At 71.7% G+C, this 20,190-nt stretch carries 23 protein-coding genes; 14 read left to right on the plus strand and 9 right to left on the minus strand.

Annotation, left to right across the window (positions count from 1 at the left end; genetic code table 11):
- The first annotated feature begins 76 nt into the window (after positions 1–76).
- Genes ACMGFE_RS12290 through ACMGFE_RS12300 form a run of 3 tightly spaced genes read left to right on the plus strand, consistent with a single transcriptional unit; the run spans position 77 to position 2,964 of the window.
- A complete protein-coding gene (locus ACMGFE_RS12290) occupies positions 77–1,009 on the plus strand; it encodes a polysaccharide deacetylase family protein (RefSeq protein ID WP_436925491.1) in 933 nt (310 codons plus the stop codon).
- Positions 1,006–1,620: an arsenate reductase/protein-tyrosine-phosphatase family protein gene (locus tag ACMGFE_RS12295; protein WP_436925492.1), complete on the plus strand. Its 615-nt coding sequence runs from the start codon at positions 1,006–1,008 to the stop codon at positions 1,618–1,620. The genes ACMGFE_RS12290 and ACMGFE_RS12295 overlap by 4 nt, the downstream gene beginning before the upstream one ends.
- Positions 1,621–1,662: 42 nt before the next feature.
- Entirely contained in the window at positions 1,663–2,964 is a 1,302-nt protein-coding gene (locus ACMGFE_RS12300) for a carboxylate--amine ligase (RefSeq protein WP_436925493.1), read from the plus strand.
- A gap of 97 nt (positions 2,965–3,061) precedes the next feature.
- On the opposite strand, the gene ACMGFE_RS12305 is transcribed toward ACMGFE_RS12300, so the two are convergent.
- Positions 3,062–3,256, minus strand: a complete 195-nt coding sequence (locus tag ACMGFE_RS12305) for a hypothetical protein (protein WP_436925494.1) — start codon at positions 3,254–3,256, stop codon at positions 3,062–3,064.
- 212 nt (positions 3,257–3,468) lie between these two features.
- On the opposite strand from ACMGFE_RS12305, the gene ACMGFE_RS12310 reads away from it, so the two are divergent.
- Positions 3,469–4,185 carry a hypothetical protein gene (locus tag ACMGFE_RS12310; protein ID WP_436925495.1) on the plus strand — a complete coding sequence of 239 codons (717 nt, stop codon included), beginning with the start codon at positions 3,469–3,471 and terminating at the stop codon, positions 4,183–4,185.
- A gap of 46 nt (positions 4,186–4,231) precedes the next feature.
- Here ACMGFE_RS12310 and ACMGFE_RS12315 read toward each other — a convergent pair whose 3' ends face one another.
- Together ACMGFE_RS12315 and ACMGFE_RS12320 are read right to left on the minus strand one after the other, a co-directional pair.
- Positions 4,232–4,405, minus strand: a complete 174-nt coding sequence (locus tag ACMGFE_RS12315) for a DUF7837 family putative zinc-binding protein (RefSeq protein WP_436925496.1) — start codon at positions 4,403–4,405, stop codon at positions 4,232–4,234.
- Between the two features lie 83 nt (positions 4,406–4,488).
- Positions 4,489–6,513 (minus strand): bacterio-opsin activator domain-containing protein, encoded by a 2,025-nt coding sequence (locus ACMGFE_RS12320; protein ID WP_436925497.1) that lies wholly within the window; start codon positions 6,511–6,513, stop codon positions 4,489–4,491.
- Positions 6,514–6,754: 241 nt separating this feature from the next.
- Between ACMGFE_RS12320 and ACMGFE_RS12325 the strand changes: the two genes are divergently transcribed.
- The 4 genes from ACMGFE_RS12325 to ACMGFE_RS12340 are packed head-to-tail and all read left to right on the plus strand — an operon-like array spanning position 6,755 to position 10,186.
- Positions 6,755–7,627: a DUF4129 domain-containing protein gene (locus tag ACMGFE_RS12325; protein WP_436925498.1), complete on the plus strand. Its 873-nt coding sequence runs from the start codon at positions 6,755–6,757 to the stop codon at positions 7,625–7,627.
- Positions 7,624–8,229, plus strand: a complete 606-nt coding sequence (locus ACMGFE_RS12330; RefSeq protein WP_436925499.1) for a DUF7269 family protein — start codon at positions 7,624–7,626, stop codon at positions 8,227–8,229. The genes ACMGFE_RS12325 and ACMGFE_RS12330 overlap by 4 nt, the downstream gene beginning before the upstream one ends.
- Positions 8,226–9,491: a DUF58 domain-containing protein gene (locus ACMGFE_RS12335; protein ID WP_436925500.1), complete on the plus strand. Its 1,266-nt coding sequence runs from the start codon at positions 8,226–8,228 to the stop codon at positions 9,489–9,491. The genes ACMGFE_RS12330 and ACMGFE_RS12335 overlap by 4 nt, the downstream gene beginning before the upstream one ends.
- Positions 9,488–10,186, plus strand: a complete 699-nt coding sequence (locus ACMGFE_RS12340) for a DUF7519 family protein (protein WP_436925501.1) — start codon at positions 9,488–9,490, stop codon at positions 10,184–10,186. Before ACMGFE_RS12335 ends, ACMGFE_RS12340 begins: the two co-directional genes overlap by 4 nt.
- Here ACMGFE_RS12340 and ACMGFE_RS12345 read toward each other — a convergent pair.
- The 3 genes from ACMGFE_RS12345 to ACMGFE_RS12355 all read right to left on the minus strand — a co-directional run bounded on the left by ACMGFE_RS12345 (position 10,146) and on the right by ACMGFE_RS12355 (position 12,691).
- Positions 10,146–11,132 (minus strand): AAA family ATPase, encoded by a 987-nt coding sequence (locus ACMGFE_RS12345; protein ID WP_436925502.1) that lies wholly within the window; start codon positions 11,130–11,132, stop codon positions 10,146–10,148. The two genes, ACMGFE_RS12340 and ACMGFE_RS12345, sit on opposite strands and share 41 nt — an antisense overlap.
- A gap of 576 nt (positions 11,133–11,708) precedes the next feature.
- Positions 11,709–12,053, minus strand: a complete 345-nt coding sequence (locus ACMGFE_RS12350) for a hypothetical protein (RefSeq protein WP_436925503.1) — start codon at positions 12,051–12,053, stop codon at positions 11,709–11,711.
- Between the two features lie 143 nt (positions 12,054–12,196).
- Positions 12,197–12,691 (minus strand): DUF892 family protein, encoded by a 495-nt coding sequence (locus tag ACMGFE_RS12355; RefSeq protein WP_436925504.1) that lies wholly within the window; start codon positions 12,689–12,691, stop codon positions 12,197–12,199.
- A 227-nt stretch (positions 12,692–12,918) separates the two neighbouring features.
- Here ACMGFE_RS12355 and ACMGFE_RS12360 point away from each other — a divergent pair, with 227 nt between their 5' ends.
- The 4 genes from ACMGFE_RS12360 to ACMGFE_RS12375 all read left to right on the plus strand — a co-directional run bounded on the left by ACMGFE_RS12360 (position 12,919) and on the right by ACMGFE_RS12375 (position 16,121).
- Positions 12,919–13,995: a saccharopine dehydrogenase family protein gene (locus tag ACMGFE_RS12360; protein WP_436925505.1), complete on the plus strand. Its 1,077-nt coding sequence runs from the start codon at positions 12,919–12,921 to the stop codon at positions 13,993–13,995.
- Positions 13,996–14,112: 117 nt separating this feature from the next.
- Complete coding sequence (locus tag ACMGFE_RS12365; protein ID WP_436925506.1) at positions 14,113–14,349, plus strand: amphi-Trp domain-containing protein; 237 nt, start codon at positions 14,113–14,115, stop codon at positions 14,347–14,349.
- Between the two features lie 161 nt (positions 14,350–14,510).
- Positions 14,511–15,020, plus strand: coding sequence for a universal stress protein (locus tag ACMGFE_RS12370; RefSeq protein WP_436925507.1), 510 nt, complete (start codon positions 14,511–14,513; stop codon positions 15,018–15,020).
- A 141-nt stretch (positions 15,021–15,161) separates the two neighbouring features.
- The gene (locus tag ACMGFE_RS12375) at positions 15,162–16,121 is read left to right on the plus strand and encodes a Gfo/Idh/MocA family protein (RefSeq protein ID WP_436925508.1); all 960 of its coding nucleotides are present in this window, start codon (positions 15,162–15,164) and stop codon (positions 16,119–16,121) included.
- Between the two features lie 19 nt (positions 16,122–16,140).
- Here the strand turns inward: ACMGFE_RS12375 and ACMGFE_RS12380 are convergent, their stop codons facing one another.
- The 3 genes from ACMGFE_RS12380 to gpmI all read right to left on the minus strand — a co-directional run bounded on the left by ACMGFE_RS12380 (position 16,141) and on the right by gpmI (position 18,401).
- On the minus strand, positions 16,141–16,395 hold the full coding sequence (locus ACMGFE_RS12380) for a type II toxin-antitoxin system HicA family toxin (RefSeq protein WP_436925509.1): 255 nt from the start codon (positions 16,393–16,395) through the stop codon (positions 16,141–16,143).
- 8 nt (positions 16,396–16,403) lie between these two features.
- Positions 16,404–16,685, minus strand: coding sequence for a type II toxin-antitoxin system HicB family antitoxin (locus tag ACMGFE_RS12385; protein WP_436925510.1), 282 nt, complete (start codon positions 16,683–16,685; stop codon positions 16,404–16,406).
- A gap of 129 nt (positions 16,686–16,814) precedes the next feature.
- Positions 16,815–18,401, minus strand: coding sequence for a 2,3-bisphosphoglycerate-independent phosphoglycerate mutase (gpmI, locus tag ACMGFE_RS12390; RefSeq protein WP_436925511.1), 1,587 nt, complete (start codon positions 18,399–18,401; stop codon positions 16,815–16,817).
- Between the two features lie 141 nt (positions 18,402–18,542).
- Between gpmI and ACMGFE_RS12395 the strand changes: the two genes are divergently transcribed.
- Together ACMGFE_RS12395 and ACMGFE_RS12400 are read left to right on the plus strand one after the other, a co-directional pair.
- Positions 18,543–18,935, plus strand: coding sequence for a DUF7522 family protein (locus ACMGFE_RS12395; RefSeq protein WP_436925512.1), 393 nt, complete (start codon positions 18,543–18,545; stop codon positions 18,933–18,935).
- Positions 18,932–20,188: a DNA double-strand break repair nuclease NurA gene (locus tag ACMGFE_RS12400; RefSeq protein WP_436925513.1), complete on the plus strand. Its 1,257-nt coding sequence runs from the start codon at positions 18,932–18,934 to the stop codon at positions 20,186–20,188. Before ACMGFE_RS12395 ends, ACMGFE_RS12400 begins: the two co-directional genes overlap by 4 nt.
- Positions 20,189–20,190: the final 2 nt, after the last annotated feature.

Below are 20,190 nucleotides of genomic sequence, written 5' to 3' on the forward strand. Positions count from 1 at the left end.
CGCCGCGCGACCGACGGACCGGACTGCCTCCGCGCGACAGACAGCGACCGGTCGCGCCGCGCGGAGGCGGTGACCCGTGGGGACGCTCGTGCTCTCGCTCGACGCGGAGCTCGCCTGGGGCTTTCACGACGTCGACCCGCCCGCCGAGCGGATCGCGGATGCCCGCCGCGCCTGGCGGCGACTGGTCGCGCTGTTCGACCGCTACGAGGTGCCCGCCACCTGGGCGGTCGTCGGGCACCTCCTGCTCGAGGACTGCGAGGAACCGCACCGAGACCACCCGGCCGGCGCCCGACCCTGCGACGTAGCGCCCGGGGGCGACGGCGACCGGTCGCTCTCGTCAGATCGGGCGTGGTACGGCCGCGACCTCGTCGAGGAGGTCCGCGAGGCCGACGCGGACCACGAGATCGCCGGCCACGGGTTCACCCACGTCCACTTCGACCACGAGCGGATGACGCGGCTGTTCGCCCGCCGGGAGGTCGAGCGCACGCGCGACGCCGCCGCGGCCGTCGGCTGCGACCTCGACTCGTTCGTCTTCCCCGTCAACGAGGTGGGCTACCGAGCTCTGCTGGCCGAGGCCGACTTCGGCTGTTACCGCGGCCTCGCGCCGACCGCCGACCGGACGGCCGCGGACCGGCGCGTCCGGAAGGCCGCCGGCGCGCTGCTCGACCGCGGCCGCGCCCCGCTGGTCCGCCCGCGCGTCGACGAGTACGGGCTCGTGAACGTCCCCGCTTCGATGTACCTCTTCGACGGGCTCGGCCCCGTCACCGGGGCGGCCGCAGCGCTGCATGACGACCCCGTCGCGAAGCGGGCCGAGCGCGGCGTCGACGCCGCGGCCGAAGACGGCGGCGTCTGCCACCTGTGGTTCCACCCCCACAACCTGACCGAACCCGCCGATTACGCCCGGCTCCGCCGGGTCCTGGAGCGCGCGGCGGACCACCGCGACGTGGGCGATCTGGAGATCGCGACGATGGGCGCCGTCGCCGACCGGACGCGGAGGCCCGAGTCGTGACCGACGGACTCCGGACCGTCGCCGGCGAGTACGTCCGCCAGGGGATCGACCGCGCGGCGCGGACGATCGAGCGGACGCGGCTGCGCGTCGCCCCGTCACCGCGGGCGCTCGATCCCGACGCGGCGCTCGCGGACCTCCCCGAGACACCGCGGATCCTCTTTCTCTGTCACGGGAACATCTGCCGGAGCCCGCTGGCCGAACGCTACGCGCGAAAGTGCGACGAGGGGGACGCCGCGCGGTTCGACTCCGCGGGGTTCTTGGCCGAGGACGGCCGGACGAGTCCGACGCAGGCCGTCGACGTGGCCGCGCAGTACGGCGTCGACCTGACGACTCACCGGTCGACCCGCGTCACCGGTGACCTGCTCGACGAGAGCGACCTGGTGGTCGTGATGGACGTCCGGAACCTGCGTCGCCTGCGGCGGACCTTCCCCGAGCGCTCGGACCAGCCGTACTTCCTGCACGCGTTCACCGACGAGGAAGCGATCGCGGTCCCCGATCCGCACGGCGAGGGGTGGCGGGCGTTCGACGACGCCTACCGGTCGGTGACCGAGGCGACCGAGCGCCTCGTCGCCGCGCTGGCCGAGCCCGAACGAGTCTCCCCGCCCGCTTAGGACGGCGATAAGAAAGGCGGTGGCCGCCCGAGGGCGAAGCGAATGTCAGACCGGCAGCGCCGTCCCGACGCCGTCGTCGTCCCCGCCGACCACGGCGGGAGCAGCCTCGCCTGCATCCGGTCGCTGAGCCGCCTCGGCCTCTCCGTGATCGGCGTCGCGTCGAGCGAGTCCGCCCCGGCGCTCGCCTCCAGGCACTGCGACGAGAGCCGTGTCGCGCCCTCGCCGGGGACCGACCTCGACGGCTACCGGGACGCCCTCCTCGACCTCGCCGACCGACCGGACGTGCGGACGCTCGTCCCGCTGTACGAACCCGACATCTACGCGCTCGCCAGCGACCGAGCGGCGCTCGCTGACCGCGTGGCGACGCCGTGGGTCGACGGCGACCGCCTCCGCCGCGCCCAGGACCGCCGCGAACTGTTCGCGATCGCGGAGTCGGCGGACGTACCCGTGCCGGAGACGTCGCTCCTGCGCGAGCGCGAGGACTGGTCGGGCCGCGCGGTGGTCAAACCGCGCTACACCTTCGTGATCGAGGACGGCGGCGTCGCCTATCCCGAGGTGCGCGTCACCGACCCCGGCGAGCGACCGGACGTCGAGGCGCTCGTCGACGAGATGGGCCACGAACCGATCGTGCAGTCGCACGTCCCGGACGGCGGCGAGTACGGCTTCTTCGCCGTCTGCGACGAGGGGGACCCGGTCCGCACCTTCCAGCACCGGCGCGTCCGCAGTTACAGCTACGACGGCGGTGCGAGCGTCTACCGCGAGGCCGTGGACGTCCCCGAGCTGGCCGCGGCCGGCCGGCGCCTGCTCGCCGCCCTGGACTGGCACGGTCCGGCGATGGTCGAGTTCCGGCGCGACCGGCGCGACGGCCGCTTCAAGCTGCTCGAAGTCAACCCGCGGTTCTGGGGCTCGCTCCCGCTCGCCGTCGCTGCGGGCGTCGACTTCCCCGCCGTCTACTACCGGCTCGGGACCGGCGACTCCGACGGCGACCGCTCTGCCGAAGACGGCGACCGCTCTGCCGGAGACGGCGACCGCTCTGCCGGCAACTCCGCAGACGGGCGTACCGACGGCGGTCCCACCGACGGGCGAATCGACGACCCGCCGTCCGGCGACGGCCGCGCCGACTACGAGACGGGCGTCGGCTGTCACACGCTCCGGGGCGAGGCGAGCTACCTCCACAGCGTCCTCCGACACGACCACGACCACGCCGAGCGGCCGTCGCTGGCGCGGGCCGTCGCGTCGGTGGCCCTGTCGGTCGTCCGCCAGCCCAACTTCGACTACCTCGCCGCCGACGACCCGGCCCCCTTCCTGCGCGACGTCGCCAACCACGCGCTCGGCGACCGGTAGTCTCACGCCGGCGGTCGTCGTTCCGTCGGCTCGCGGTTCGTGGACGCGTGTCGGGAGAAAGGAGCGGTGGGGCGCTCTCGGGTTCGGTGTCCGCCGGTCACCGCGGCCGGGACCGCTCGGGTTTGTCGTCGCGAACGCGTGAAATCTCGATCTCCCAGCACCCCAGTCCGTCGGCCACGACCGCATGAGGGTCGTCCAGGTCGACGCCGGCGCGCTCGGCTGAACGGACGAGCGCGCCCAGCGCCGCCTCGAACTCCTGCCGGTTCTCCGCCATCGCGTTCCGGGATTGCATACCGCTTCGAAGGCCTCACGACGGGATAAAACGGTCCGACCGTCTCGACCGTTGCGTACTGTTTCACCCCCCGAAAACGGGAGAATAGCGGCGCTTACGCTATCGGTCCCGAATACGGGTGAGGGGCCCACCCGGGACGCTCCGTTGTGCATGCCACTCGATGGCACGATACGTGCCGCGTAATAATGATCCACGCCGGGCTACGAGGGTCCATGCGAAACCGAATACTGACGGTCGTAGCGATCACCTGTCTCGTCGCCCTCGCCGGCTGCGGCACGGGACTGGGCGCCGACGAAGCGACGCCTGACGGGGGATCGACGCCCGCTGAAACCGACGCGGCCGACGCCGACGCGGCAGCGACTAGCACCGACGCGGCAACGAACGACACGGACGCGACCGACGCCGGAACGGACGAGAGCGCGACGGCCTCTGCGAGCGCGACGGCCTCGGCGACCGCGACCCCGACCGATACGGAGGCGACCACGACGGACTCGGAGACGTCGGAGTCGTGGACGCACCCGGAACTCCCCAACAAGCCGATGGAAGACAAGACCAACGCGTCGTCGACGCCCCGCATCTCGTCCGTCGAGGTCGTGAACACGGTCGCGTCGGAGAACGGCTCCGGCTACTCTAACTTCGATCTGGAGATCCACGCGAACACCAGCATGTCCCGCGTCGACCCCGCGAGCCACGGAACCGTCGACGGTGAACCCTACTTCCTCGTCTACGTGAACGGCCAGCTCCTCGAGCGCTCGAAGTACGTCGTCCAGGACGAGAACGGGACCTTCGGGATCACCATGCGGAAAGACGGTGGTTTCGACCGCTTCGACGCCGGCGAACTCGCCCTCACCGTCAAGCTCGTCGACCGCGACAGCGAGTACGACGACGTCTACGGCGTCTGGAACGGATCGGTGCGGTACGCGCCCTGAGAAGCGTCGGGCGTTCGGTCGATCGACCGCCGTCGCGCCGCGTCCGCTACGCGTGGACGAGGTCGCGGCACTCGGTGCAGACGGCGAGCTGTCCCCACTCTTCTCCGGTCTCGTACTCGATGACGACGTTCGACCGCGGGAGGGGCGTCCCGCAGTCCGGGCAGGTGCCGACGTGGCTGGCGGGTTCCTCGGACGGGTCTGCGTCGGTCGGGGTGGGCATACGCGGACGTAGCCCTCTAGACGCTATTGTTACCGTGACGGTAAGCGTCGGAGACGGTCGGAACGGTCGGGGCCACTGACGGGTCAGCCCGACCGGAACAGCGCCATCAGGAGCTTCCGCTGGGCCTCGCGGACGTGGTTCGCGAAGGTCGGCTGGGTGATGTCGAGCGTGGCCGCGATGTCGCTGCCGGTCTGGCGCCGCGGCGACTCGAAGTACCCCCCGTAATGAGCGGCCTGGAGCGCCTCGTACTGCCGGTCGGTGAGCCGCGACTCGATCCTCCGGCGGAAGCGCCGGTCCGCCTCGACCGGCGTCTCGCGGACCCGCCGGGCAAGCAGGACGGTCTCGGGGTAGTGCTCCCGGACGTCGTCGACGAACTCGCGGACGTCGACACTCCGGGCGACGGTGACGATTGCGCGGACGCCCTCGCCGGTCGTCTCCGCGTCGGTGACGACCGCGCCCAGCGACGCGAGCGTTCCCGGCACCGTCTCGTCCTCGGCGATCACCTCCACGAGCGCGCCGTCGTCGCGGTCGGCGAGGTGTCTGGCCTCGGCGACGCCGTCGACGTCCCTCGCGGTCGCGACGACCCGGTCGCCGGGCGCGTCGACGGTGACGAACAGACGAGTGTATCCGCTCCGGTTCGGCGCGGCGTTCTCGAAGCGAACCGGGGCGTCGATCGCGGCGGCCAGTTCCGCGAGGAACGAGTTCGGGGCCGGCACCGATAGCTCGAGCTCGACGGTCGTGTTCCCGAGCGCGAGCGCCCGCAGTTCGACCGCCGTCAGCGCGTACGCGGCGACGCGACCCAGGTGCTCGACGAGCGCGCGGATCGGTCCGTCGAGCGCGCCGACCGCTCGCCCGTAGACCGCGAGCACGCCGTGCGTGCCCTCGTCGCCGCCGATCGGGACCGCGAGGGCCGATCGGAGCCCCGCGTCGAGCGCGGCCCGCCGCCAGTCGGCCGGCGCGGATCCGGCCGCGAGGTCCCGCTCCGCGACGACGCTCCGTTCGGTGAGGGCCCGCGCTGCCGGCGGCCCCGACTCGTCGCCCAGTTCGAACGTCACGGCCGACGGATACGCCTCGCCGTCGCCCACGACTGCCGCGGGGACGAGTTCGCTCCCGCCGGGCGAGACGGTGCCGAACCAGGCGAGCGCGATCGGCTCCGCGGCCGCGAGTTCGGTACAGACCGCCTGCCGGACCGCCTGGGTCGAGTCGGCCGCCAGCACGCGCTCCTCGGCGCGCCGTTCCGTCGCCGTCGCGGCCGCGAGACGGTCGACCTCGGCGCGATACCGGCGGTTCTGCTCCCGAAATCGACCGAGGGCTCGGCCGGCGGCGAGTCGATCGAGCGCGAGCGAACCCGTCGTCGCGACGAGCGAGAGACCCGTCAGCAGGTCGGGGGTCACGTCGCCCTGGTCGCGGACGCCGGCGACTAGCACCCCGTGGTCCCCCATGGGGACGGCGAGGCCGCCCGCGTACGGCCGGTCGGGCAGGGCGTTCAGTGGGACCGCGTCGGGGCCGACGACGCGGCGTTCGCCGGTCCGGTCGGCGGCCCTGACGACCGGCTCGGCATCGTCGTCGACCGACGGGTCGACGGGTCCGAGCGGTGCCGACGCCCCGTCGCGGAGGTAACAGCCGAGTTCGAGCCACGGGACACCGCTGGCGGCCGCGACGATCCGGTCGACGACGTCGCGGGGCGAGTCCGCGCTCGCGACGCCGTCGTCGGGGTCGGTCGCGGCCCGGACCAGTCGCCGCACCTGCGCCGCGCGCGTCTCGTCGGTGAACAGGACGACGACGCCGCCGACGGCCGGTTCGGCGGTGAAATCGAACAGCGTCGCGGCGACGGCGGCGCCGTCCGAGCGACCGGCCGGACGGGCGGTGACGCGCGCCTCGGTCCCGTCGCCGTCGACGAGCGACGCGAACGCGTCGGCGAGGACCGGACCGTCGGCCGGGGCCACCAGCCGACCGACGTCGTCGAGCGGTGTCGCGGGAGAGACGCCGGCGACGGCCGCGGCGGCGGGGCTGACGTAGCGCGTCTCGCCCGCCGGGTCCAGCAGGGCGACCGGCAGTCGCTCGACCAGCCGCTCGAACGCGTCGACAGTGTCGGGACGGAGCGTCATCGCCACTCCAGCGGGGCCGGTCGGCGCGTGTTCGGACGTCGCTCCATCTACCCGCTGGAGTGGCCCGTCCGCCGTTATTATCGGTGCGGTAGCGGGCCTTACCATCTGAATAATAAACGGGCGAGACGGCGTGTCCCCGTCCACAGAATGTCGGGAGTGCTCCACAGTACGTCGGCAGTGCGTTCGTTGCGCGGCGGTTGCGCGGTCCACGCGGCTCGCCCGCTCGTTCGGTGGAGGGAGCATGGACACTGAACGACTCTTCAGCGTGGCGGCGGCGGTGGTACTGCTCGCCGGCATCGGGGCGTCGGCGACGACGCTCCAGTCGACCGTAGAGACCACTCCGGACGACGTCATCGACGTCGACAGCGCGTCGCTCCCGATCTCTTCCGACGACGTCGGCGAGTACGCCGACCGCCTCGATTCCGACTCGGGATCCGGCGGCGCCGCTCCCGATCAGTCCGGCGATCCGTCCGAACCGAGCGGCGACTCCGGAGACGGGGACGAGAGCGAGAGCGAGAGCGAGAGCGAAGACGGGGACGAGGGCGAGAGCGGGGACGAGGACGGGGACGGGCAGCTGGGGGGTTCTTCCGAGCCGACGGCGGGTGATCACACGGGAGACCGACGGACGCAGGGGCCGGGCGATCTGCCCGGTCGCGACAGGCAGTCCCTGATCGAGTGGCTGCTCTCGCTACTGGGCGCCATCCTGGCGGCGCTCTTGCGGGCGCTCCCCGTCCTCGTCGCCCTGGGGCTGCTCGCGGTCGTCGTCGCCAACCGCGACCGCATCGCCGCGGCGCTCCGGGAGCGGTTCGGTCGGGACGACGACCTCCCGGACGAGGCCGGCGGACCGCCGCTCCGGGCCGCTCCGGAAAACGAGGTCGAACGGGCCTGGTACGAGATGGCCGCGCTCGTCGACGGCGACGGAGTCGAGACGACGAGTCCCCGCGAGTGCGCCCGCCGCGCCGTCGCGGCCGGGGCCGACCGCGCCGCCGTCGAGCGCGTCACCGAGACGTTCGAATCGGTCCGCTACGGCCACGCGACGGTCACGCCTGCCCGGCGCGACCGGGCCCTCGACGGGCTCGCGGACGTCCGCTCGCAACTGGGGGTCCGCTCGTGAACCGTCGGCGACTCGCGCTCGGCGTCCCCGGCGTCGCCCTCGTGGCGCTCGCGCTCGTCGGGACGGGCCTCGTCGGTGGCCTCGTCCCTGCGGAGGCGGCCGTCGCCGTCCTCGGGACCGACTACGTCTTCGTCGCACTCATCGGGGGCGGATCCCTCGCGGTCGCGGCGGCCGTCCTCGTCGACGGCGACGAGGTCGACCAGGCGCGGATGCCCGACCCGGAGTCGGCGACGGCGGTCCCCGCGCCCGGCGACGACCTCGCCGACCGACTCGATAGCTGGCGCGTCGCCGTCCCCGTCCTGGGCCGGCGGGTCCGGCGCGACGTCCGCGACCGACTCCGCGAGGACGCGGTCACCGCCGTTCGCAGGGCCCGCAACTGCGACGAGGCCGCCGCCCGTGAACGGGTCGACAGCGGCGCGTGGACCTCTGATTCCCGCGCCGCGGCGTTCCTCGCGTCCGATCGAAGCGCGTCCCTGGGGGACGCCCTCGCCGCTACGCTGCGGGGCGAGACGCCCTTCGTCGCCGGCGCTCGCCGGACCGCGGACGCCGTCGCGGACGTCGAACTCGGCGGGACCGAACGCGAACAGGGGGTGACCCGGTGACCGACCGGCGGACCCGTCGGACGGAGCGCTGGCGCGGCGTGATCGGCGTCGCGCTCGTCGCGCTGACGGCCGGCCTGCTCCTGAACCTCCCGAACGTCGTCCTGCTTTCTGTCGTGGGCGTCGTCTTCGCCGTCTATCCGGCGCTGGCGCGGGAACCCGACCCCGCCCTGTCGCTCGAGCGGCGACTCGACGACGAGCGCCCCGGGCAGGGCGACCCGGTCGAGGTGACGGTCGAACTCGCGAACGAGGGCGACGCGACGCTGTTCGACTGCCGGGTCGTCGACGGGGTCCCCGAGACGCTCCGCGTGACCGACGGCGCGCCGCGCCACGCGGGCGTCCTCCGCCCAGGGGGGTCGCTGACGTTCAGCTACACCGTCCGGGCCGAGCGCGGCAAGCACCCTTTCGATCCCGCGACGGTCGCCGTGCGCGACCTGGCCGGCGCCCGCGAGGTCGAACAGTCGGTCGCCAGCGAGACCGAGATCGACTGCACCGTCGCCGACGCGGCCGCTCCGTTGCGGGACCAGACGCTTGCCGACGTGGGCCGCGTCACCGCGGACGACGGCGGGAGCGGCGTCGAGTTCCACCGCACCCGCGAGTACCAGCGCGGCGACGCGCCGAGCCGTGTCGACTGGAAGCGCTTCGCGCGGACGGGCTCGCTCTCGACCGTCGAGTTCCGCCGCGAACGCGCCGCGAGCGTCGTTCTCCTGGTCGACGCTCGCGAGCCCGCCTACCGCGGTCGAGCCGGCGAGCCACACGCAGTCGCCTACTCGGTCTCGGGCGCGCGCCAGATCGCCGCCAGTCTCGTCGGGAGCCGCAACAGAGTCGGCGTCGCGGCGCTCGGGCGTTCGTTCGCCTGGCTCGAACCGGGCGCCGGCCGCTCGCACGTCGACGACGTCGAGGCGCTCCTCGCGAGGCACGAGACGCTCTCGCCGACGCCGCCCGACGGCGACTGCTCGCTCGACGACCAGGTCGACCGGCTGCGCGAGCGCCTCGACGACCGCTCGCAGGTGGTGCTGTTCTCGCCGCTCACCGACGACGCGATCTGCGAGACCGCGCGGTCGCTCGAGACCCGCGGCCACGCGGTGACCGTCGTCAGCCCGACCGTCACCGACCGCGACGGGCCGGAGCGGCGCCTGGCCGTCGCCGAGCGCCGCCACCGACTCAGCGACCTCCGCAACGCCGGGATCCGGGTGGTCGAGTGGTCTCCCGGGAACCCGCTGGCTGCCGCCCTCGCCGCGACGGGCGAGGAGGTGGTCGCGTGAGCGCCCCGAGCGAGACAGTCTCGGCGAACCTCCGTCCGGCGCGCCTGAGCGGGGCACTCTCGGTCGCCGTCGCGTTCGGGGCGCTCGTCTCGCTCGGCGGCGGTTCGACGACTGCCTTCGCCGTCGAGGCGGTCGGACTGGCGCTCCTGGCGGTCGGCGTGACGGTCCGCCGCGACCGGTCGCGAGCGGCCGGCGACGCGCTGGTGGCCGTCGCCCTCGCGGTCGTCCTCGGCGCGCTCGCGCTGGTGTGGCTCGACACCAGAGACCTGCTCGTCACTGCACAGACTGTCCCGGGGATGGTCGGCGTGCTGGTCCTCGCGCTCGGCGTGATCCCGGCGCGCGGCCGGGGGTCGCGACGACTGGTGAAAGTCGGCTCCGGGCTGGTCCTCCTCTCGGTCTTCGCGACCGCCGTCGTGCTGAAGCCGCCGCTCCAGCCGCTCCTCGTCGGCACCGTCGCCGCTGTGCTCGCGTGGGACCTCGGGGAAAACGCGATCGGACTCGGAGTGCAACTCGGCCGCCGGGCCGAGACGTCACGGGTCGAACTCGCACACGGACTCGGTTCGGCGGCGATCGGTGCGGGAGCGGTCGTCGCGGGGAAGACCGTCGCCGGCGTCGGGACGCCGGGGTTCCCGCTCGGCGTGTTCGCGCTGTTGCTTATCGGCCTCGTCCTGCTCGCGGGCGCGCTTCACGAGTGACGGTCGGGACGGTCACCTCGTCGACGGCGTCGGCGACGACGTCGCGTTTGGTGACGTCGCCGACGCGGGCGTCGGCGGTCAGCACGACCCGGTGTGCGAGCACCGACTGTGCGACCTGCTGGACGTCGTCTGGCGTCACGTACTCCCGTCCCCGGAGCGCCGCGGTCGCCCGCGCGGCCTCGAAGAGCCGCTGGGTGCCGCGCGGCGAGACGCCGACGTCGACGCGCCCGTCGGTCCGGGTCCGCCGGACGAGGTCGACCACGTACTGCTTGACGTCGCGGTCGACGTCGGTCCCCTCGGGAGCCTGCTGGAGGGCGCGCACCCGCTCGGTGCCGAGGACGCGCTCGACCGCGGAGAACTGGTCTTCGCGCGCCTCGCGCCGGTCAAGCAGCTCCATCTCGCCGCGCTCGTCGGGGTAGCCGATGCTCGTCTTGACGAGGAAGCGGTCCTTCTGGGCCTCCGGGAGGGGGAACGTGCCGTTGCCGCTCTCGACGGGGTTCTGCGTCGCGATGACGAAAAACGGGTCCGGCAGGTCGTGGGTCTCGCCGTCGACGGTGACCTGCTCTTCCTCCATCGCCTCCAGCAGCGCGGCCTGGGTCTTCGGCGACGCCCGGTTGATCTCGTCGGCGAGGACGACGTTCGCGAACAGCGGCCCGGGGTTGAAGTCGAACCCGTCGGTCCGTTCGTCGAACACGTAGGTACCGGTCACGTCCGCGGGAAGCAGGTCCGGCGTGAACTGCACGCGGGAGAACGACAGCCCGAGCGCGGCCGCGAAACACCGCGCGGTCAGCGTCTTCCCGGTCCCCGGGACGTCCTCCAGCAGGACGTGTCCGTCCGCGAGTACCGCCGTCAGGACGGTTTCGAGGAGCTCGTCGTCGGCGACGACGCCGCGAGAGACGGTTTCGATGACGGTGCGACAGGTATCGCCCGCGTCGGCGGCCTGCATACCTCGGACACCCGCCCCCTGCGCCGTTATTATGACAGTGGTAACTCGACGGGTACCGGGCTGAGCGCCCCCGACGACACCGACGGGCGGGCCCCGACGGTCGAGGAACTCGCGGGTCGAGAGAGGTGGGGAACTCGCGGGTCGACAGAAGGGTGAGACGAACGCGCCCGGCGCGGTGGGAGCCGCGCGCGCTCGTCGGTGGACAGATACCGGTGCCGAGTGCGACGGGCTACGGGTGACGGTGCGAATTGGGGTTCGGGCACACCGTGGATAGCCGCGTCAGCGGTCGACGGGTTGGGTGGATTGGTGGGTCGGGCGTCGGCACCGGCCCGTACGCTGTGGACGTCGGGTAACGTCCACTCGTTACTGCGAGCGCATCGGTCGTTATTATGTTCCGGCTAAACCGCCGCAACGGCGGGAATCGACCCCGTTGTCGGTGACGGGTCGGCGGCGTGCGAGCAGGACCCTGGAGTGAACACTCGACGTGTGAAGTGGGTGACGCTCGCGAGAAGCTGCTACCGGACCGTGTCGAGGTGGGGGTGAAAGCCCGGGCGGGAACGGAGCGGGAGGCGCTCGTCAGAACCCGTCGTCGGGGAGCGAGTCGAACGCCGCGGGGTCCTGCCAGAGTTCGTGGAGCGTGCCCGCGGCGAGAAAGCGCGTCGGGGCGGCGACCCACTCGGTCGTCACGGGGTCGTCGAGCGCCGGCGCGTCGGTCTCGAACCACCACGCGACGTAGCGGCCGTCGGCCAGCCGCGCGGTGGGGTACATCTGGCCGTCGACCTCGACGTCGATCCGCGTCTCGTCGTCGACCGGCGGGCGCTCGTCGCCGTCGCTCGCGACGCTGATCTCGATCGGGATCGATCGCTCCCCGGGCGCCTCGCCGACAGCAACGTCGTCGCCGTGTTCCGTGGTCGGGATCATCGTCGTCTCGCTTGTATCCGAGGATGTCCCAACCCATAAAGACCAGTCGGTCAGGCGTCTGACGCGGCACCGTCGTCGCCGGGTCCCGTCGGGCGACGGCGGACGGGCCGGAGGGACCGATCCCCGAGCGCGTCAGCGGTCGCTCACGCCGCCAGGATCGGCTCGTAGTCGTACTGGTCGGTCAGGTCCTTCAGCTTCTCCAGGGCCGCTTCCTCCTCTTCGAGGTTCTCGTGGAGCAGGTCGCCGGCCTCGTCCATGCCGAGGCGGTCGGCCAGCAGGGCGAGGTTGCCGTAAGCGGCGATCTCGTAGTGTTCGGTCTTCTGGGCCGCCGTGAGGTTGTGCACGTCGAGCACGTCCCCGTCGGGGTCCATGTCCAGGAGCTCCTGGTGCTCCTCGATGAGGCCCTGGATCCCCTCGCATTCTTCCTCTTCGGGGGGCTGGCCGATCATTTCGAAGACTTCCTCGACGCGCTCGATGTGGCCTTTCGTCTCCTCGCGGTGTTCCTCGAAAGCCTGGGCGATCTCCTCGTGTTCGGTCTGGTCGGCGAGCTGTTCGAGGACGTCGAGCAGTTCGTGCTCGGCGTAGTAGATGTCCTCCAGTTCGTGCTCGAACAGGTCTTGCGCTGAATTTACTGCCATATGAGTCACCGCGTGGGCGTTCGACACGGCCGCGGTTAGTAATCCGCTCGCTACTCGCGAACTCGTAGACGGCGTCGGGATACACGCGGCTTACCGAGCGGAAAGGCCGGCTGAACCGGCGTCCGAACGGACTCGCGTCCCGCCGTCCGCCGGCCGGACGCTCGCCCGCTGGCTCCGGCGGCTGAACGGACGCGCCTGTTTTTCTGCTCGCACCCGAACGGAGCGCCATGACCGGTGACCTGCTCGTCTACGGTTCGTACGGGTACGCGGGGACACTGATCAGCGAACGCGCCGCCGCGGAGGGGCTCGACCCGATCTTCGCGGGCCGAGACGCCGAGCCCGTCGAGGCGGCGGCGACCCGGCGCGGCTGCGACCACCGGGTGTTCAGCCTCGAACACCCGCCGGTCGTCGACGGGATGCTGGCGGGCGTCGACGCGGTGCTCAACTGCGCCGGCCCCTTCGAGGAGACGGCCGAGCCGCTGATCGAGGCGTGTCTCCGCACCCGGACCGACTACCTCGACATCGCCGGCAACGTCGACGTGCTCGAGTCGATCGCCGCCCGCGACGCCGAGGCGACCGACGCCTCCGTCGCGCTCGTGCCCGGCGTCGGGTTCGACGTCGTCCCGACCGACTGCCTCGCGGCGACGCTCCACGGCCGGCTCCCCGAGGCGACCGAACTCACCCTCGCCATCGACGGGCTGGGCACGTTCTCGCCCGGGACGCTGAAGTCCGTCCTGCGCGGGCTCGACCGGCCGGGCGCCGTCCGCCAGGACGGCCACATCGAGACCGTCCCGCTCGCCTGGAAGCGCCGCACCGTCGAGTTCCCCAGCGGCGAGACGACCGCCGTGACCGTCCCCTGGGGCGACGTGTCCTCGGCCTACTACTCGACGGGGATCCCGAACATCGAGGTGTACGCCGGGGTCCCCGACCGCGCAGCGGCCGTGATGGAGCGGACGCGCCCGCTCGCCCGCCTGCTGACTATCGGCCCGGTCAGACGGGCCGCAGAGGCGCTGATCGACCGCGTCGTCTCCGGGCCGACCGCCCGCGAGCGAGCCGAGAGCGAGACGCACGTCTGGGGGGAGGTGCGGACCGAGGGCGGACGCGTCGCTCGCGCTCGCATGCGGACGCCGGACACGTACGACCTCGCGACGGCGACGGCGGTCACGGCCGCCGAGCGGGTCCTCGCCGGCGAAGCGGGACGGGGGTTCCAGACGCCCGCCTCCGCGTTTGGTCCCGAGTTCGTCGAGGAGTTCGAGGGCGTCACCGTGGAGTTCCTGACCGAACCGCAGCGCGTCGTCCAGTAGCGCTCGGCGGTCGGAACCGCTCGTCGCGTCCGACCGCTCGCGCCACGGGGCGGCGTAGGTCGGCGTTACCGCCGGTTCCCGCCGTTTACTTTTTCGCCTCGCTCCGTGAACTCGGGTATGGCGAAAGAACTCGAAGAGCTGGACGTGACCCGCGACGAGGCGGCCGACCGGCTCGAAGCGATCGCCGACGACCTCCGCGGCGACGGGTCGTTCGACGTGAACGTGAGTAACCGGACCGTCCACCTCGCGCCCCCCGACGACATCGGGATGGAGGTCGGCGTCCGGGAGATGTCCTCGCTCCTCCGTGGCGACCGCGAGGCGTTCACGATCAAACTGGATTGGAAGCCGGAGTGAAACTGGACTGGAAGCCGGAGTGAAACTGGACTGGAAGCCGGAGGGAAACCGGACGGGAAGCCGGAGTAGCGACCGCTCCCCGTCGGCGCCCCGGACCCCGGGTTCTCGGGATGCGGGAACGGTAACCCGGATACTTTGCCGAGACGACCCGATATCCGTCCATGACACTGGTCGTTCCGTTCGACGGATCGCCGCTCGCCGAAGCGGCGCTCGTCCGCGCCGACCAGTTCGGCACGGTCTTCGACGAGGCCGTCCTGGCCGTGACCGTCGTTCCGGCGGACAACGCCCGCTACGCGAGAGAGCGCGGCTGGATCGACGACGACGAGCGATTCGACCTGTCGACGGTCGCCTCGCGGTTGCGCGAACAGGTACGGGAACTGAGTCCGGACGCGGAGTTCCGACGCTGCGTCGTCGACAGCTACGCGCCGACCGGGACGATCGCCAAGCGCGTCCGGGAGCTCGCCAAAGCGGTCGACGCCTCGATGGTGTTCGTCGGCAGCGAGAACGCCGGTCGCCTCGTCACGGGGATCAGCAGCGTCGGCGGCGCCATCGCGACGGACGTGGCGTACGACGTGGTCATCGTCAGGCAGTCGGGACCCGCCAAGGTCGCGGCGCTCCGGGAGGCGTCGGCGTCCGGAGCGTCGGGTTCTGGGAACTCGCCCGCCGAGTGACTCCGCAGTGGACGCCGCCGCGTCGCGATCCGGTGGCGGCGGACGGTGGCGACGACACTGCGGACGGTCCGAAGCGCGCTCGCACCGGCTTCGCTCGCCGCTGACGCCGACTTTATGAGGGACCGGCGCCCGAGTCGGGCCGTGACAGTCGAGATCGCCTTCGTCGGCGCCGGCGGCATCGCCCAGTGGCAGCACTTCGACAACCTCGAATCGATAGACCACGCCGAGATCGTCGGCATCTGTGACGTGGACGCTGAGACCGCCGAGTCGGCGGCCGAGCGCTTCGACGTCCCCGCGTTCTCCGACCACCACGCTCTCTACGCGGAGACCGACCCGGACGCGGTGTTCGTCTGTCTCCCGCCGTTCGCCCACGACGACCAGGAGATCGCCGCCGCCGAGCACGGCTACGACCTGTTCGTCGAGAAGCCGCTCGCGCTCTCGGCCGAGAAAGCCCGCGAGATCCGCGACGCCGTCGAGGACAACGACGTGCTCGCGCAGGCGGGCTACGACTGGCGCTACTCGGCCGGCGTCGACCGCGCCCGCGAGATCCTCGCCGACCGCGCCGTGGGCTACGTCGACGGCTACTGGTGGGGCGGCGTCGCCGGCGGCGAGGACCACTGGTGGCGCCACGCCGAGAAGTCGGGCGGGCAGGTCGTCGAGCAGGCCACCCACATCTACGACACGGTCCGCTACCTCGCCGGCGACGTCGAGCGCGTCTCCGCCGCCGGCAGCCACCGCCTCGAGAACGCGGTCGACTTCTCCGACGCCACCTCGGCGACGATGACCCACGAGAACGGCGCCGTCAGTCACGTCTCGACCACCTGTGCCGCCGAGGACGGCAAGCACGGCCTCGAAGTCGTCGCCGACGGCGCGACCATCGAAGTGACCGAGCAGGCCGTCTCGGGCGTCGTCGACGGCGAGGAGATCGACGAGTCCTTCGACCGCAACCCCTACGCGGCCGAGGTCGAGTCGTTCGTCGACGCCGTCGCGACGGGCGACGGCGCGGGCCTGCGCTCGCCGTACGGCGATGCGCTGGAGACGTTCGAACTGACCCTGGCAGTCAACGAGTCCATCGAGCGCGGCGAGCCCGTGGAGTTGTAGGTCACGTCACCGATCAGTGTCACCGGTTGCGGTCGATCCATCCACAGAACGCCTCGAAGTCGTCCGCACCGGCTTGTTCGGCGATGTGCCGGAGCGTCCCCGTGTCGATGCGGTCGTGGCGTGGGACGCTCACCGTCCGCGGTTCCGTGTCGTGGTCCTCCGGTGGGTACCACGTGAGAATGACGTGGTCACCGGTCGTCAGCTGCCACTCGAAGCCGCCGACGTTCCCGAGGACTTTGATCACGTCGTCGCCTGAAAAACCGCGTGAAACCATCCAATCCGCTACTGCAGTACGTCGGGAAGGTCTCCCGAGGTGTTCTCCTCGGGGTCGATACCGACCTCGCGCAACTCCTCGTCCGTCGGCTCGCGCCCGATCTCACCGTGATAGAGGGCGACCGCCTCGTCGAGATTGTCGAGCGCCGCCTCGCGGGTTTCACCCTGCGACGCGACGCCGGTTTCCTCGTCACGGGCGACCCACAGGTCGCCGCTCTCGCCGAGCGTGAGACTAATCTCGACCGGCGTGGTCGGGTCCTCGTCGCCCGCCCCGTCGGTGTCGGTGCTCATACGCGGAATCAGGTCGGGATGACGGATAAGTCCTCGGTGCCGCTCTCGTCCCCGTGCGAATGCAGAACGCCGGGGGCGCTCGCGCTGTTCGTCCCTGTGTGTCGACGATGCATTCGAACGGGTCGAGTCCTACTCCAGCAGGCTCTCGCCGGTCATGACCGACGGTTTCTCGATGCTCATGAGTTCCAGCAGCGTCGGGGCGATGTCTTCGAGCGCGCCGCCCTCCCGGACCAGTCGGCCGCCGTCCGTCCCGTCGTCGGCGAGGTAGATCAGCGGCACCGGGTTCGTCGTGTGGGCGGTGTAGGGCTCGGCCTCGGTGCCCATGTCGTCGGCGTTGCCGTGGTCGGCCGTGATCAGGACGTGTCCGCCGGCTCTCTGGATCGCCTCGACCAACCGCCCGAGCTGTTCGTCGACCGCCTCGACGGCGGCGACGGCCGCGTCGAAGTCGCCGGTGTGGCCGACCATGTCCGGGTTCGCGTAGTTGAGAACCACGAGATCGGGGTCGCGTTCCTCGATCTCGGCGATGGCGGTGTCGGTCACCTCGGGGGCGCTCATCTCCGGTTGCTGGTCGTAGGTCGGCACGTCGGGACTCGGGACGATCTCGCGGATCTCGCCGTCGAACTCCACCTCGCGGCCGCCGTTGAGGAAGTAGGTGACGTGGGCGTACTTCTCGGTCTCGGCGAGCCGCAACTGGGTGTGGCCCGTTTCGGACACGACTTCGCCGAGGGTGTCCTCCGGGCGGATCGGCGGGAAGGCGGCGGGCAGGTCGAACGTCTCGTCGTACTGGGTCATCGTGACGACGCGGGTCGCCGGCGGGTCGGTGTGGCCGCCCCACGCCCCCGAGCGGACGTCGGCGAGCATCCGCGTGAGCTGGCGGGCCCGGTCCGAGCGGAAGTTGAAGAAGACGACGCTGTCTCCCTCTGAGAGGGCCGGGCGGTCGGCGATCGTGGTCGGCTCGACGAACTCGTCGGTGTCGCCGCGGTCGTATGATTCGCGGACGGCCTCGACGGCCGAGTCGGCAGTGTGGCCGGCGTGGCGGTTCACGATGGCGTCGTAGGCCAGCTCGGTGCGGTCCCAGTTCTCGTCGCGGTCCATCGCGTAGTAGCGTCCGGAGACGGTGGCGACGTGGCCGGTCCCCTGCTCCTCGACGTGGGCCTGCAGGTCGGCGAGGTAGTCCTCGCCGCCGGTCGGCGACGTGTCGCGCCCGTCGGTGAAGGCGTGCGTGACCGCCTCGACGCCCTCGTCGGCAGCGAGTTCGATCAGCGCGTGGAGGTGCCATTGGTAGGAGTGGACGCCTCCGTCGGAGACGAGGCCCATGAAGTGGACGCGACCGTCGTTCTCGCGGGCGTAGTCGAACGCCGACAGGATGGCCTCGTTCTCGTGGATGGGGCCGTCGTCGACGACGTCCTCGGGGATGTCGTCGGGGTCGACGGCCGAATCGGGGCGGGTCGCGCGCCAGCGATCGATCGAGTCGGTGACCCGGGCCGACTCCTGGGTGACGACGCGGCCGGCGCCGATGTTGAGGTGGCCGACCTCGGAGTTGCCCATCTGCCCCTCGGGGAGGCCGACCCGGCGCCCGGAGGTGACCAGCGTCCCGTGGGCGCCGGCGTTCCAGAAGCGGTCGAAGTTGGGCGTCTCGGCGGCGGCGACGGCGTCGCGGACGCCCTCGTCGGGGTTGAGCGCCCAGCCGTCGAGGATGACGAGCGCGGCTTGCATGTCTCGGGGTCGGACCGGCCCGCCAAAGTCGGTGTCGGTCCGCCGGCCGGTTCGGTCGCCGGCGCCGTCGAGTGGTCCGGACCGTTCGATCCGACCGGCACCACCACTATCTCTTTGTCCCTGGCCACACCTCGTTAGGGCATGGACGCGCAACTGCTGTCGGACGAACTCGCCGACCAGATCGTGACGACGGCCCGGACGGCCACCGGGGACAGCCTCCGGTCGGTGACGTACTTCACGCGGTCGGACTTCGAACAGCTCTACCTCCGCGAGGACCTCGAACGCGACGCCGACCTGGACACGTTCGTCGGCCACGAGTGGCGCGGCTTCCGCGACACGCGCAACGCCTACCAGACCTCGGAACTCGGGGAGTACCGCTTCACGGTCCGCGCGTTCACGAACGGGTACCTCCTCCGCGTGACCGGTGAGCGACGGGGCGTGCTCATCACCACGGACGGCCTCCAGATGCAGTCCTACGAGGAGATCGCCGAGGCCATCGAGAAGATGCTCGCGGAGGACCCGACGACGGAATGACGCTCGACCCGGTCCACGTCGACGGGATCGCCCGCCTCGCCGGCCGCGTCAGCGAGGGCGTCGACGAGGACGACCACCAGGACGCCGCCGAGACGGTGTGGGCCGAGTTCCTCGACCCGCTCTATCGCGACGGCTCGGTCGTCCTCGAACCCCTCGGCGACCAGCGCCGCGAGAAGGTCCCCGTCGACGCCGTCGCCCTGCGGGATCCTCCCTTCCCCACCCAGCACGGCCTCGACTCGGGGACGATCAACCCGACCACGTTCAAGAACGGACTCGTCCTCGACGTCTCGCAGGCCGCGATGGCGGGCGTCCCCTCCGATCTGGACCTGCACCGCGCCCGGACCATCGTGATGACGGCCCACTCCAACGACGACACCTATCGGATCGGCCAGGAGGACTGGACGATGCACGACGAGGGCTACGTCCGCGAGCGCGCGCTGCACGCCCCCCGCGTCGACCGCTACGAGCAGAACGTCGTCCACGCGCTCGCGCTCTACCTCGCCGAGAGCGAGCACGCCCGCGAACAGGCCGGCATCGTCGACGACCTCCTGATCCTCGACGGCCCCCTCTACCCCACCGGCCTCCTCAAGTGGGCCGAGCGCGACACCGCGCTCGCGGACCTCCTCACCGAGGACGAGCGCCCGCGCGACGTCGTCGAGAACTACGTCCGCCTCGTCGAGGACTTCGTCGCGCGCGACGTGCCCCTGATCGGCTTCATCAAGAACAGCACCGCCAAGGCGATCACCCAGGTCGTCCGCGAGAAGACCAACGCCCCGTGGGCCAACGACAACGCCTTCTTCCAGCGCGTGCTCGCCCGGCGCGACGACCAGGGGGACCGCAAGACGGACGCCCTCACGGCGACCAACTGGTTCCGCTCGCGCGTCGGCACCGACCGCGTGATGGCCGCCGACGGCGACGCCCTCGGCATCGACCGCGAACTCGACCCCGGGGCCTACGAGGTCACGTTCTTCGTGCTGTACGACCCGCGCGACGACCTCTGTTACCGCGTCGAAGCGCCCTACGCCTTCACCGAAGACGAGGACGCCCGCGAGGCGCTTCGTCTGCAGGTGCTCCACGACGTGGCCGGCGAACAGGGGCCGCCCCTGGCCGTCGCGAAGGCCGACGAACTCGCCCACATCGACCGGCAGGCGAACGAGCAACTCCGCCGGCGCATCGAGCGCGAACTCGGCAGCGACCGCCACCGCGAGTACGACGACAAGCGCTGGGGCGTCGACGTCGAGGAGTTAGTCTGACG

Origin of the sequence: Halosimplex amylolyticum (assembly GCF_051414035.1) — an archaeon.
Lineage (GTDB): Archaea > Halobacteriota > Halobacteria > Halobacteriales > Haloarculaceae > Halosimplex > Halosimplex amylolyticum.